The sequence below is a fragment of the Pseudomonas sp. GL_117 genome (genome assembly GCF_057835125.1).
The window spans coordinates 6,179,379-6,193,287 of sequence record NZ_CM174418.1; the positions used below are offsets into that span (position 1 = coordinate 6,179,379).

The following is a 13,909-nucleotide window of genomic DNA, read 5'->3' on the forward strand; positions in this document are numbered from 1 at the left end:
CGGTCAGTGTTGCACGGCAAAGAAAATAGCGACATTCGGCACCAGACATGGTCTGTTAGGCATTGGATTGTCTGGAGTAACGTCGTCCATGGATTTCTTTGGCCCACACCTGCTCGCCTACGTCATCGCCACGCTGCACTTTCTCGGGACCCTCGCCGCGCTCCACGCGGTGCTGACCGTCCGGACCGCGCAAGGCTCGATCGCCTGGGCCTTGTCGCTGATGTTCATGCCTTATCTCACGCTGATCCCCTACCTGATCTTTGGCCGCAGCACCTTCGACGCCTACATCCAGGCACGCCGCCAGGCCAACCAGGAAATGCACACCGCCATCACCGAGCTGAACTGGCGCCCGTGGGTCGAGGAAGCCCTCGCCGCGCGCAACTCCAGCGCCTACGCCTCGCTGCGCGCCATGCCCAAACTGGGACGCATGCCGTGCCTGGCCAACAACGAAGTGCGCTTGTTGATCAATGGCGACGCCACCTTCAGCGCGATTTTCGACGCCATCCGCCAGGCAAAAACGGCGGTGCTGTTCCAGTTCTTCATCATTCATGACGACGAGCTTGGCAGGCAGTTGCACGCTCTATTGAAGGAAAAGTCCGCTCAGGGCGTAGCCATTTACGTGCTGTACGACCGCATCGGCAGCCACGCCTTGCCCCACCGCTATGTGCAATCCCTGCGTGACGCCGGGGTACAGGTCAAGGCCTTCGCCACCCGCAGCGGCTGGCTCAATCGCTTCCAGGTCAACTTCCGCAACCATCGCAAGATCGTGGTGGTGGACGGTGTCACCGGGTTTGTCGGCGGGCATAACGTCGGCGATGAATACCTCGGCCAAAAGCCGCCGCTGGCACCCTGGCGCGATACCCACGTGCAGGTCACCGGCCCGGTGGTGGCGTGCATGCAGGAGTCGTTTGCCGAAGACTGGTTCTGGGCCGCACGGGAACTGCCGCCATTGATCCTGCCGGACACCTACCCGGAAGACGGCGTGCTTTGCCAACTGCTCGCCAGCGGCCCGGCCGACCCGTATGAAACCTGCTCGCTGTTCTTCGTCGAGGCCATCCACGCCGCCACCGAACGCGTGTGGATCACCAGCCCGTACTTCATCCCCGACGAAGCGGTGTTCGCCGCCCTGCGCCTGGCGGTATTGCGCGGCGTCGACGTGCGCCTGCTGCTGCCGTCGCGCCCCGACCACCGCATCGTCTACGCGGCCTCCAGCCTGTATGCGATCGAAGCGGTACGCGCCGGCGTGCGTGTGTTCCGCTACACGCCGGGTTTTCTGCATCAGAAGGTGGTGTTGGTGGACAGCGAAATCAGCGCCATCGGCAGTGCGAATATGGACAACCGTTCATTCCGGCTGAATTTTGAAGTGATGTTGCTGACGGTGGATGAAGCCTTCGCCCATGAAGTGGAACGGATGCTGCTGGACGACTTTGCCCTGGCTCACGAGGTCAGCCAGGAAGAAAGCCGCGAGACTCGGCGCCTGCAACAATTGGGCATGCGCGTGGCGCGGCTGATTTCGCCCATTTTGTAAGTGACAGCGGCAATTGGCCTGGAAAATGTCTCGATACGACAAACGGCGTCTTCTCCAGCCTCCCCTGCTCTAGGCTTCAACCTGTCACTTATGACAATTGGAGCCCTTCATGAAAGCCACCCAAACCGCCCCCTCGATCGTCGTGGAGATCGGCAAGCCAACCGACATCCTGTATTTGCACTACAAAGTGCTGTACCCAGACAAGCCCTTCGACCGGGCAGCGGTCTATCTCTACGACAATGGCATCTACCTGATCCTCTCACCCGGCGAACGCCATTGGGGCGTCTTCGTGATCGTCGGCGATATGAGCGATCCACGCTGGGGAATATCTTTTATCTCACTGCCGTCCACCGACTGGGGCGCATACCTGGCTCGCCATGATTTAACCTTCAGCCAGGCAACCAACGTATTTACCCAGCAGCTGTATATACAAAACGATCAAAACCCAGCCAAACAGCACGGCGTCTTCCACCGTTACAAAAACACCGTGGAAGACCCGACAACATTGACCTGGGAAAACATCCCTCACCCTCGATAAATATCGTCACGCGTCCAAGGCAGTTCATGGCTGCCATCTGCATGGGGCTTGAGTGCAAGGATTTGATGCAGATTTATCCAGCCCCGGGCAAACGCATAGGCGCACCCGGCCAGGTACAACCGCCAGATCCGCAACGCCTGCTCCGGCACCATCTTCGCCGCGGCCTCCAGGTTGTCCTCCAGGCGCTCGCTCCAATGGTCCAGCGTGCGTGCGTAGTGCAAGCGCAGGCTTTCGACATCGACCACTTCCAGCCCGGTCTCACTAAGCTCGGCGGTCATCATCGCCAAATGCGGCAACTCGCCATTGGGGAACACATACCGCTCGATAAACTCGCCGGCGCCGCGCCCCACCGGGCGGCCGTCGGTGTGCTTGGCGGTGATGCCGTGGTTCATCACCAAGCCGCCTTCGCGCACCGCGCCAAACAGGGTCTGGCAGTACTGCGCCAGGTTGGCGTGGCCGACGTGTTCAAACATGCCCACGCTGACCACTTTGTCGAAACGCCCGTCCTGGGGCAGGTCGCGGTAATCGAGCAGTTGCAGGTCGACCTGGTCCGCCAGGCCTTCGGCGCTCACCCGCTCGCGGGCCAGTTCCAGTTGCTCTTTGCTCAGGGTGATGCCAAATACCTTGACCCCGAACTCCCGCGCCGCAAACCGCGCAAGCCCGCCCCAGCCACAGCCGACGTCGAGCAAGTACTCGCCCGGCTGCAAGCGCAACTTGCGGCACAGGTGGCGGAATTTGTCTTGCTGGGCCTGATCGATAGATTCGCTGCCGGTTTCGAAATAACCGCAGGAGTACGCCATGTCCTGGTCCAGCCACAGCTGGTAGAACGCGTTGGACAGGTCGTAATGGTAGGAAATCGCCGCCGCGTCTGTAGCCTTATCGTGGATCGAGCGCACCGGGCGGGTGCCCTCGTCATCGTCGACCAGGGCAGAACTCAACTCATCGCATACCCGGATCACTTCGCTGATGGAGCCTTCCAGCTCTAGTTTGCCCTCGATAAAAGCTTCGCCCAACAGGTCGAGCGTCGGATGGGTCAGTTTCGGCACGACCGTGGGGTCCTTCACCACGATGGTCACACTGGGCTCGGGGCCCAAGTTGAATTCATGGCCATCCCAGAGTCGAAGACGCAGCGGCAGCTGAAGATTCTGTAAGGCCGGTGGAAGTTGCGCGAGCATGAGTAGTCCCCCCTTGTTTCAGACGTCTGAAAAGAGGGTAGACCATCCCAAGACAAGTAGGAGGCTATCGATCTGATAGTCCGTCGCTATGGCGCCCGGCGCTCGAGCAAGCCCTCCTCGACCCACTGTTTCAACCATGTAACAGCCTGTAGCGGCGCGCCCTCCGAGTAGGTGACAGCCAACTCGCCGCACAGCTCGGAAAAGCTCCAGCCGGTGCTCACCATCCCCGCCAAGGCGCACGCTTCGGCCGGTTCCAGGCTGCGATAGCGGCACACATTCTGGTGGCGCCACACCAGGCAGATGTGCGCCGTGTCCAAGGCTTGGCTGCCAGGGAAATCCGCTTGATCCTTGCTCGCACGCCAGATCGCCACGCTATTGAAGTGGCAAATCAGCTGTTGCACCGAAGGCGCCAGGCTGACGCGCAGATCCGGCCAATCCTCAGGTGGCAGCAGCGCCATCGTATTCAGGCTCAGCGGTTCGCCCTGGGGCGCATCGAACGCCAGGGTGAACGCCCATTCCAAACGCGCCAGCTCGGCCAGTGGCGCACTCTGTTCGGCCACCAAGTGCTCGACGATAAACGCGGCAAAACGCTCGCCAAACCAACGCAGGCTGTAATGGGCCGATGGATAGCGCCGTACGTAGGCCTCGGCGAGCAACGCAAACTCCTCATCCCCCAGCCAATACCAGATTGCGCCGAAGTCATGGCGCAACACTTCGTGCAACCGCGCACGATAGGCGTTGTGATAAATCGCCAGGCCCGTGTCTACGTCCAGGCTCGGCCCGCCCAGCAACGTGGCGGCGAAGCCGGTGTCGGCGACTGAAGTGTCGGCAAGCAGGTGCTGCTCAAAGGCCAATTGCCATTCGGTCAGGCGCATAGCGGCCTCCCGGCCAGGGCGCTGGCCCCCAGTTCACGGGCCTTGCCCAGCTCGGTGAGCAGTTCTTCGAACGGCGGGAAATGGTCGTCGCGCTCCAACAGCGTCGAAACCGGCCCCAAGTGCTGCAGAGTCTGCTGATACAGCGCCCATACCGGATCGCACACCGGATGATCATGGGTATCGACCACATAGTCGCCGTAGTCCATATGCCCGGCCAGGTGCAATTGCCGGATACTCTGCGGCGGCAGGTTGCGAATAAACGTCCACGCGTCAAAGCCATGGTTACGCGAGCTGACATACACATTGTTCACGTCCAGCAACAACTGGCAGCCCGACATGTGGGCCAGGGCATTGAGGAATTCCCACTCGGTCAACTCATCCGCCTGGGCGCGCACATAGCTGGAGACATTTTCCAGTACCAGCGGACGCTGCAACACATCCTGCACTTGGCGCACGCGGGCGGCGACGTGGTAGAGACTCTCTTCGGTGTAAGGCAGCGGCAACAGGTCATGCAACTGGTGCGCGCTGCCGCGGCTCCAGCACAGGTGATCGGACACCCACGCCGGCTGGATACGCTCGGCCAGTTGCTTGATCTGTTTCAGGTAATCGAGATCGAGGGCGTGGGGCCCGCCGATGGACAGGGACACACCGTGCATCACCAACGGATAACGCTCGGCGATCGCGTCCAGGTAGTACAAGGCCTTGCCGCCTTGCACCAGATAATTCTCGGAGATCACTTCGAACCAATCCACGGCCGGCGACTGTTCAAGGATCTGTTGGTAGTACTGGTTGCGCAGACCCAGGCCGTAACCGAGGCTCGCAAGGGAAGTGGACATAAGACACTCCTGGGCAAAGTGTCCGCAGCGGTGGACGGCAACCGCTGCGGGTGCGCTCGTTTACTCGCCGACTTTACCGCCCGCCGCATCACACGCGGCCTTGGTCATGGCCTTGAAACCGTGGCCCTTGCAGACGGCCTGGCCTTTACAGGCGTTTTCCGCGGTCTTGCAGTCGTTCATGCCTTTGCAGGAAGTCACGCCGTAGCAGTGCACAGTCGCGTCGGCGGCTTGAGCCTGGGTGGCGACACCGGCAAACATAGTGGCGGCAGCGATAGCCAGGGCAGCACCGGAAAAGGCCTTCTTGAAGTTCATTGTCGTAGTCCTCAAAAGATCAGTAGGGGTGTCGGTCCGAACGGAATGTGCGGTCTCGACACACCACTAGAGAGAGGTGCCCGGCTGGCGTTACAACAAGCTCGAAATTTATTCTTCGAGCGTCAACAACGGCTCCTGAAAACGCAGCAAACGCCCGGCGTTGCCCAGTACCAGCAAGGTGCTGAGGTTATGCAACACCGCAGCGATCATCGCCCCGGCAGCGCCCAGCCAGCCAAACGCGGCGAACACCACGATCGCCAGCGTCCAGCCCAGGCCGATGATCACGTTGACCTGCAACGTCTGCCGGCACTGGCGACTCAAGCGCACACAGGTGCCCAGGCGCCGCAGGTCGCTGCCGATCAGCACCACGTCCGCCGAGGCCAGCGCGATGTCGGCGCCGCCTGCCCCCATGGCCACGCCGACCACACCGGCCTTGAGCGCCAGGGAATCGTTGATGCCGTCGCCCACCACCATCGGGCGAAAGCCGCTGCCGATCTCACCCAGCACGCGGTTGAGCTTGTCTTCCGGCAGCGCCTGGGCTTGGACGTCGCTGATGCCCACGTCCAGCGCCAGGCTGTCGGCCACGCTCTGACGGTCGCCGGTCAGCAGCAGTTGGCGGCCCAGGCCCAGGTCGCGCAACTCTTGCAGCGCCTGGCGCGCTTCCGGTTTGACGCGGTCGGCCAGCAGCAGCCAGGCGAGGAACTGGCCATCCAGCGCCAACCCGGCAATCGGGCCGTCGTGAGTCGGCACCGGTGTGGTGACGATGCCCAGCTGTTCGAACAACTCCGGCCGCCCCAGAGCCGCTTCGCCCTGCGCGGTCTGCGCCACCACGCCCAGGCCCTGGCGTTCACGAATATCGGTCAGCCCCGGCAATTGTTCCTGCGTCGCCAAGCCCGCCAACGCGCGGCTGACCGGGTGGCTGCTGGCCGAGCCGAGGCTGGCGGCCAGGTTCAGCAACCGTTGCCGATCCGGCGCAGTGGTCTCGATGGATTGCAGGCGCAGGGTGCCATAGGTCAGGGTGCCGGTCTTGTCGACCACCAACGAGGTCAGGTCCGCCAGCTCCTCCAGAAACGCCGAGCTGCGAATCAAAATCCCATGCCGCGCCGCGACCGCGATCCCGGCAATCGCCGTGGCCGGCGCCGACAGCACCAACGCACACGGACACGCCGCCACCAGCACCGCCAGCATCGCCTGCGCGTCGTTGGTGACAAACCAGGTGACCGCCGCCAGCAGCAGCACCAACACCATATAGCTGCCGGCATAGCGCTCCAGCAGCCGCGTGATCGGCGGTTTGGAGCGCTCGGCGTTCTGCATCAGCGCGATGACTTTGCCCAACGTGGATTCATGCCCGGTGCGCGTCACTTCCAGGCGCAGCAAGCCGTCGAGGTTGATCGCGCCGCCAAACACCTGCACGCCGGCACTCGCTTCCAGCGGCACCGACTCGCCGGTAATCGGCGCGGTGTCCAGGCTCGCCTGGCCCGACAGCACCACGCCATCGGCGGGCACACGGTCGCCGGCGCGCACTTCGACAATATCGCCGGTGTGCAGCGTGCCGTTATCCACCTCGACGATGCTGCCATCGGCCTGCACCAGCCGCGCATGGCTGCGGGTCAGTTTGCCCAGGGCGTGGATCGCCTCCTGGGAGCCGATCACGCTGCGTTCTTCGAGCACGTGGCCGAAGATCATGATGATCGGCAACAGTGCGGCCGTCAGCAGATCTCCAGTGGCCCAGGCCCCAAGCATGGCCAGGGCGATCAGTTGGTCGGTGATCCCATGCAGGCTCGGAAAGCGCAGGCTGTACCACGCCGAACGCATCACCGGCACGGCCACCAACAGCGAGGCAACCCCCAGCAGCAACTGGCTGACCCCGCTTTGATCCGGCGCCAGCCAGCGCCACGCCAGGCCCAGCACCAGCAAACCGAGGGCCAGCATGGCCAGGGTCAATTGCCGCGCAGCACTGCGCTGCTCGGCGGAGGTCAGCATGGGTGCGCTCATTGTTCGGCTCCCTGAATGATCAAACGGGAGTCGTCTTTCGGATCGACTGTGGTCACGGAACCGGCCTGGCCGAGAATCTTCGGCAGGCGTTCGCGGTACAGGCGCAGCAGCAAGCCAGGGTCTTTGACCTGGGCCAGGCTGGCGACGGTGGCGGTTTGCGCCCGGGCATTGGCCAAGCGTTCGCTGGTCTGGGCGTGGGCGACTTGCACCACGCGGTCGGCCTGCTGGTTGGCGGCCTGGGTGAGTTTTTCTGCGTCGGTGCGGGCGTTGGCCACGGCTTTGTCGGCCTGCTGGCTGGCGGTCAACACTGCGTTGAAAGCATTCACCGCCGGGCCCGGCAGGCTCGATTGCACATCCACCCGGGTGACTTCGATGCCCAGGCCCAAACCGCTGGAGGTCAACTCCGCCAGGCGTTTATTGATGCCTTGCACCAGATCGCCACGCAGCCGTTCGCGACGTTCGGCGGCGCCGTTGTCGGTGCCGATCAGCTCGGGGCGCGCCACCAGGATCGTGTCCAGGTCCCGCGCCGCCGTAAGGGCCACGGCGCTGCGCGTCACCAGTCGATCCAGCGCTGGCAGCACATGCCCGCCCTGGAGCACAAAGGCATAGGGCTCGGTGACTTTGTAGAACACCCGCACATCCAGCTGCACCACCCCGGCATCGCCGGTCAGCAGGTAACCGGAGCCGGCCAGCGCATCACTCAATGGCGTGGCGAAACTGGCCACGCGGTCAGCCTGGGTCGCCGCCTCGGAGCGCAACAGGTTCTCGACCCGGCGCTCGATCACGCGGTCGGCCGCGGGCAACAGCACCACTTGCTCGAACGGCTGCGGCCAGGCCAGCAACAGCCCGGCATTCTGGATACGGTCGAGGGCGCCGAAGTGCAACACCACGGCACGGTTCTGCGGGTCGATCTGGCGCACATTGGAAAACGCCCAGGCCAACGCGGCCAATACGGTCACCGCGTACAGCGCCAGGAACGTCAGGCGCCCGGCCTGGACCCATGGGCTGTCCGGGCTGTCACGCTCGGTCATGGCTGGACGTCCTTCGGCCCGTCCACCAGGGCGCGGAACGGCGCCGCGTCGGTGCGCAGGATAATCCTGGTGCCTGGCGAAACCACGGTGCCCAAGGTGTCCAGCGAACGCAGCAGGTTATACAGCTGCGGATTACCGGCGTAGGCACGGCCGTAGATCTGCGCGGCTTCGACCCGCGATTGCGCCTCGATGTCGGCGGCTTTGACCGTGGCATCGGCCTGCACGATGCGCGCGTCACGCTCGGCGGCGGAGCGGATCTGCGCCGCTTCACGCTTGCCCACGGCCGTGCGCTCGGTGGCGATGGTTTCACGCTCGGCGCGCATGCGGTCGACGGTGGCGGTGAGCGTCACCGACGGCAAGGTCAGCCGTTCGATACCGACTTGGGCCACGCGCACGCCGTAGGTGGTGAGCAATTGTTGATCAATCTGTTGGCGCAACTGCGCTTCAAAATCAGCAATGCGCACTTGGCTGGCATCGGTATTGATCAAGCTCGACAGGTCAAAGCTGGCTGCGGTGGTTTCCAGCGCCGAACCGACAAAGGTACGAATCTGCCGCGCCGCTTCATCCGGCTGGTTCTGCACGGCGCGCATAAAGCGCTGCACGTTGTCGGCATCGCCCTGCACCTGCCACGCCACGTACGCCTGCACGATGATGCGCAGGCCATCGCGGGTGCCCACGTCCTGCAAGCCGCTGGAGGTGGTGCGCAAGCGCAGGTCCACCGGGATCGCCGCTTCGAACGGCGCCGGCCAGCGCCAGCCCAGGCCCGGCTCCAGCAGCACCCGCGCCGGGTTGCCGAAACGGGTAATCACCGTGGCTTCGCCGGAGCGCACTTGCACCAGGCTCGCGGCCGCGACCGCAAACAGCACCAGCAGCACCGCCCAGGCCATGCGCCGCCATGGGAACGGGCCGGCGGCGGGTTCGTCGCCATGATGATGGTGGTGGTGGTGATGGCCATGATGATGACCGTGATCGTGAGAATGAGCGCTCAACAGACCGACTCCTTATTGAACGGCTTTGCGCGGCAGCGACGGATCGGCCGGCAAGGAAAAAGAACGCAGATCGATCGTCGGCGCACTGTCGGCGCCCAGGCGATGATCCAGAATCAACAGCTTGGCGTGGGCCAGGCCCTGGCTCAGTTGGCCGAGGTACTGTTCCAGCACGAAGGCTTTGCCCGCGCTGGCGTAGGCCTTTTGTTCGGCGGCGAAACGCAGGTCGGCCGCTTGGGCACCGGCATTCACTTCGCGCGCGGTGGCCGTGGCCTGGTCACGGGCGCTGCTGGCTTGCAACAGGGCCAGGTTGGTTTGTTCGCTGGCGGCGCCGCGTTCGCGGGAGATCAGCGCCTGTGCGCCGATCTGCGCAGCTTGCACGCCGTGATAGGCATTAGCGGCGCCGGCCGGTGGGTGGATCGCTTCCACCACCGTGGCGAGGATTTCCACGCCGCTGTCGAGGTGATGCAGATCGGCCTGCACGGCGCGGCCGATCTCGTCGGCGAGGCTGGTGCGTTGCTCGCCGAGCAATTCGTCAAGGGTGCGCGAGGCAAAGTCGTGGACCAGGATGCGGCTGGCGGTGCTGCGGATCAGGGTCGGCACATCCGCGCTGTTGTAGGTGGCGGCCAGCGCGGCGTGGTCGTTGAGGCCGATGCGGTAGACGAAACGCACGTCCATGTTGACGATCTGGAAGCCCTGCTTGTCGCCGCTGCTGCTGGCGATGACCTGGGATTTGTCATTCACGTGGCTGGCGTCCCACAGGCGGTTGGCGATCAGCGGCGCCGGGCCTTCAGCGGCGGCCAGCTCCGGGGCGGCGGCCTCACTGACGCTGGTGGCGAGTTCATGCACCACGCCGTTTTCCACACTGATCACGCGGCCCAGCGGCCAGGGCAGACCGGCATGCAGGCCAGGGCCGAACACCTCCACCGGCTTGCCGAAGCGCTCATAAATCCCACGACCTTGCAGGGGCACTTCGTGCACACCAGAAAGCGCCCAGCCTACCGCCAGCACCACCAGCAACACCGGCAGAAATGCGCGGCGGATGTAGGTAAACGCCCAGATCTGGCGCAGGTCGATGCCGAAGCGGTTGTGCAATTCGTGCTGCAAGGCGAGCAAGGGTTGCGGTGGCCAGCGCAGCAGCCCGGCGATAACGCTTTGCGCCATCAGCCGCGGTTCGAGGCGTGGTTGGCGCGGACTGAACAGCGAAAGGATGGCCCTGAGCAGAAACTCGATGGCGACCAGCGCGGGTAGCCCGCCGATCAGTACCGCGAGCCGCAACGGCCAGACCGCTTCGGCACTGGCGAACAGCAGGCAAATTCCACTGAGCACCAGGCAGATAATCGCCACCCGGCTCAACTGCGCCAGCTGCGCGGCTTCCGGCCATTGCACGGCGGTTTCCTGGGCGAGGCGGCGTTCGAACACCAGCAGGCCAAACGCCAAGGCCAGTGCCAACGCGGCACCGATGCTGGCGGATTGACCGACTGCTGCAGCGGGCAGGGCCAGGTTCCAGAACTCGACGACACTGACCAGCGCCAGCAGCGACCAACCGCCGAGCCACACCACCGGCGTACCGATCTGCTGGGCGAAGCGCTCGGTGAAGCGGGCGTAGCGGCTGGTGTCCTCAACCGGCACTTGCGCCGCAGGTTCTTCCAGCGCCTGGGCGCGCCAATCGGCCACCCACCACGCCGACTGCAAACCGGCCACCAGCAACAGCAACGCCGACGCACAGTTGATCAACACCACCGGCCAGATCGACAGCGGCGCGAACAGCGCGACGAACAGCGCCAGTACCCACCCGCACAGCGCCACCGCCGTCAGGCTGATCCCGGCCTGGCGCAATCGACGGGCATGGAACAGCCCCTGCTGAAAACGCGGCAGGCCTTCCACCGAAGCGCCGTCAGCCTCTAGATCCACTTGCATCCACTTACGTCCGCTTGCACACAATTGGTTACGATATAACACGGGGCGTGAAATTTTTGTCCGGTGAATGTCGCTTTCAAACCCAACCACCGATTCCCTGTGGGAGCTGGCTTGCCTGCGATGCTGCCAACAAGGTCTTCCAGCAAAACCGAGGTGATTCAATCGCAGGCAAGCCAGCTCCCACATTGATCGTTTCCACTTCTATACCTCGTTGTGCTCGGGAGCGTGACTAAACCCCCATAAACACGCGCCATCACTGGTACAGGCCAGGATTAAGCGGCACACTCCAAGCCAGTTTTTCGCGGGCTCACGGACAAGGAAGCGTCACCTCCCATGATTTCGATCTATCAGCTCAAACCGCGTTTTCAAAACCTGCTGCGCCCCCTCGTGCAGCGCCTCTACGACAACGGCACCACCGCCAACCAGATCACCGTGCTGGCCGGCGTGGTTTCCCTGCTGGTCGGCCTGCTGATCGCCAGCTTCGCCCAACACCTGTGGCTGTTTGCGCTGATCCCGCTGTGGATGATCCTGCGCATGGCCCTCAACGCCATCGACGGCGTGCTCGCCCGGGAATTCGGCCAGCAGTCGCGCCTGGGTGCCTACCTCAATGAGTTGTGCGACGTGATTGCCGACAGCGCGCTGATCCTGCCGTTTGCATTGATTCCCGGCGTGAGCCTGGCGCCGGTGCTGCTGGTGGCGTTGCTGGCGGTGTTCAGCGAATACGCCGGGGTGCTCGGGCCGATGGTGGGCGCATCGCGGCGCTACGACGGGCCGATGGGCAAGAGCGATCGGGCGTTTGTGCTCGGCGTGCTGGCCACTGGTGTAGCGCTGGGTTGGCTCGGCGCCAGCTGGGTGGATGGGGTGATGTGGCTGGTCGCCGCCCTGCTTGCCTACACCCTGGTCAACCGGGTACGCCAAGGCCTCAAAGAACAACAAGACTCCCCTTCTGCATAAGGATTTTGCGATGCGCGAACAACAAGCACACACCTTCAGTACCCACGATGGCGTCGAGCTGTTCTACCGGCACTGGCCGGCCACCGCGGGCGACGGGCCACGCAAGGCCATCGTGTTGTTCCATCGCGGCCATGAGCATTCGGGGCGCATTGCCCATCTGGTCGATGAACTGGACCTGCCACACTTCGACTTCTTCGCCTGGGATGCCCGTGGCCACGGCCAGTCTCCCGGCGAACGCGGCGACAGCCCCAGCTTCGCCACCAGCGCCCGCGACGTGCAAACCTTCTGCGACCACATCGGCGCCACCTATGGCATCGAGGAAGAGAACTTCGCCGTCATCGCCCAAAGCGTCGGCGCGGTGATCGCGGCCACCTGGGTGCATGACTACGCGCCAAAGATCCGCGCGCTGGTGCTCGCCTCGCCGGCGTTCAAGGTCAAGCTCTACGTGCCGTTCGCCCGGCCGGGCCTGGCGCTGATGCGCAAGTTTCGCGGCAACTTTTTCGTCAACAGCTACGTCAAGGCCAAGTTCCTCAGCCATGACCCCGAGCGCGTGGCGTCCTACGACAGCGACCCGCTGATCACCAAGGCGATCTCGGTAAATGTGCTGCTCGGCCTGTACGAAGCGGCCGACCGGGTTGTGGCCGATGCCCAGGCGATCCAGGTGCCGACCCAATTACTCGTGTCCGGCTCGGACTTCGTGGTGCACCGCAAACCCCAGCAGCAATTTTTCGACCGCCTCGGCAGCCTGAAAAAAGAGCTGCACATCCTCCCCGGTTTCTTCCACGACACCCTCGGCGAACGCGACCGCGCCACCGCCGTGAGCAGCGCCAAGCGCTTTATCCTGCAGAACTTCGAACACCCGCTGGACCGCGCCTCGCTGCTCGACGCCGACAAGATCGGCGCCACCTGCGCCGAATCCGAAGCCCTCGCCGCGCCGTTGCCGCGCAACTCCCTGCGCGACCTGTACTGGCGCCTGACCCGCGCCAGCATGGGCCTGGGCAAGAACCTGTCGGACGGGGTCAAGCTGGGCTTCGACACCGGTTTCGACTCCGGCAGCACCCTGGACTACGTGTACCGCAACAAGCCCACCGGCAAGGGCGGGCTGGGGCGGATGATCGACACCAACTACCTCAACTCCATCGGCTGGCGCGGCATCCGCCAGCGCAAGCTGAACGTCGAGGAACTGCTGCGCCTGGCCATGGCCAAGTTGCGTGCCGATGATCGCGAAGTACGCATCGTCGACATCGCCGCCGGCCACGGTCGCTACATTCTGGAAGCCTTGCAGGGCGTTTCGCCGCTGCCGGAGTCGATCCTGCTGCGCGACTACAGCGACATCAATGTGCGTGACGGTGGCGCGCTGATTCGCGAGAAGGGCCTGGGCGACATTGCCCAATTCGTCAAAGGCGATGCATTTGACCGTACGGACCTGGCCGCGCTGGCGCCCAAGCCGACGCTGGCGGTGGTGTCCGGGTTGTACGAATTGTTTGCCGACAACGCCATGGTCGGCGGCTCGCTGGCCGGGCTGGCTGAAGCGGTAGAGCCCGGCGGTTATCTGGTCTACACCGGCCAGCCATGGCACCCGCAACTGGAGCTGATCGCTCGTGCGCTGACCAGCCACCGCCAGGGCCAGGCCTGGGTAATGCGCCGGCGCAGCCAGGCGGAGATGGATCAACTGGTCGAGGCGGCGGGCTTTCGCAAGATCACCCAGCGGGTGGACGAATGGGGCATTTTCACCGTGTCCGTGGCACAGAAGATCTGA

Annotated in this window: 12 protein-coding genes; 4 read left to right on the top strand and 8 right to left on the bottom strand. The window is 64.0% G+C overall.

What is annotated here, in order from left to right:
* Nucleotides 1-88 precede the first annotated feature (88 nt).
* Both cls and AC3ISR_RS28310 read left to right on the top strand, forming a co-directional pair.
* Nucleotides 89-1,528, top strand: coding sequence for a cardiolipin synthase (gene cls, locus AC3ISR_RS28305; RefSeq protein WP_192298102.1), 1,440 nt, complete (start codon nt 89-91; stop codon nt 1,526-1,528).
* Nucleotides 1,529-1,637: 109 nt separating this feature from the next.
* A complete protein-coding gene (locus AC3ISR_RS28310; protein ID WP_463984014.1) occupies nt 1,638-2,066 on the top strand; it encodes a hypothetical protein in 429 nt (142 codons plus the stop codon).
* Here AC3ISR_RS28310 and cfaB read toward each other — a convergent pair.
* From cfaB to hflK (AC3ISR_RS28350), 8 genes are all read right to left on the bottom strand, one after another.
* Complete coding sequence (cfaB, locus tag AC3ISR_RS28315) at nt 2,054-3,241, bottom strand: C17 cyclopropane fatty acid synthase CfaB (protein ID WP_489324532.1); 1,188 nt, start codon at nt 3,239-3,241, stop codon at nt 2,054-2,056. The genes AC3ISR_RS28310 and cfaB overlap by 13 nt on opposite strands.
* A gap of 86 nt (nt 3,242-3,327) precedes the next feature.
* Nucleotides 3,328-4,116, bottom strand: coding sequence for an HvfC/BufC family peptide modification chaperone (locus AC3ISR_RS28320; RefSeq protein ID WP_489324533.1), 789 nt, complete (start codon nt 4,114-4,116; stop codon nt 3,328-3,330).
* Nucleotides 4,107-4,952 carry an MNIO family bufferin maturase gene (gene bufB, locus AC3ISR_RS28325; RefSeq protein WP_463984017.1) on the bottom strand — a complete coding sequence of 282 codons (846 nt, stop codon included), beginning with the start codon at nt 4,950-4,952 and terminating at the stop codon, nt 4,107-4,109. Before bufB ends, AC3ISR_RS28320 begins: the two co-directional genes overlap by 10 nt.
* A 60-nt stretch (nt 4,953-5,012) precedes the next feature.
* On the bottom strand, nt 5,013-5,264 hold the full coding sequence (gene bufA2, locus AC3ISR_RS28330; protein WP_463984018.1) for a BufA2 family periplasmic bufferin-type metallophore: 252 nt from the start codon (nt 5,262-5,264) through the stop codon (nt 5,013-5,015).
* 108 nt (nt 5,265-5,372) lie between these two features.
* The gene (locus AC3ISR_RS28335; protein WP_192298108.1) at nt 5,373-7,259 is read right to left on the bottom strand and encodes a cation-translocating P-type ATPase; all 1,887 of its coding nucleotides are present in this window, start codon (nt 7,257-7,259) and stop codon (nt 5,373-5,375) included.
* Complete coding sequence (hflK, locus tag AC3ISR_RS28340; RefSeq protein WP_489324534.1) at nt 7,256-8,290, bottom strand: protease modulator HflK; 1,035 nt, start codon at nt 8,288-8,290, stop codon at nt 7,256-7,258. The genes AC3ISR_RS28335 and hflK (AC3ISR_RS28340) overlap by 4 nt, the downstream gene beginning before the upstream one ends.
* Complete coding sequence (hflC, locus tag AC3ISR_RS28345) at nt 8,287-9,282, bottom strand: protease modulator HflC (protein WP_192298251.1); 996 nt, start codon at nt 9,280-9,282, stop codon at nt 8,287-8,289. Before hflC ends, hflK (AC3ISR_RS28340) begins: the two co-directional genes overlap by 4 nt.
* Before the next feature lie 9 nt (nt 9,283-9,291).
* On the bottom strand, nt 9,292-11,196 hold the full coding sequence (gene hflK, locus AC3ISR_RS28350; protein WP_489324535.1) for a protease modulator HflK: 1,905 nt from the start codon (nt 11,194-11,196) through the stop codon (nt 9,292-9,294).
* 333 nt (nt 11,197-11,529) lie between these two features.
* Between hflK (AC3ISR_RS28350) and AC3ISR_RS28355 the strand changes: the two genes are divergently transcribed.
* Together AC3ISR_RS28355 and AC3ISR_RS28360 are read left to right on the top strand one after the other, a co-directional pair.
* Nucleotides 11,530-12,150: a CDP-alcohol phosphatidyltransferase family protein gene (locus AC3ISR_RS28355; RefSeq protein WP_489324536.1), complete on the top strand. Its 621-nt coding sequence runs from the start codon at nt 11,530-11,532 to the stop codon at nt 12,148-12,150.
* A gap of 10 nt (nt 12,151-12,160) precedes the next feature.
* Nucleotides 12,161-13,909: a bifunctional alpha/beta hydrolase/class I SAM-dependent methyltransferase gene (locus AC3ISR_RS28360; RefSeq protein WP_192298112.1), complete on the top strand. Its 1,749-nt coding sequence runs from the start codon at nt 12,161-12,163 to the stop codon at nt 13,907-13,909.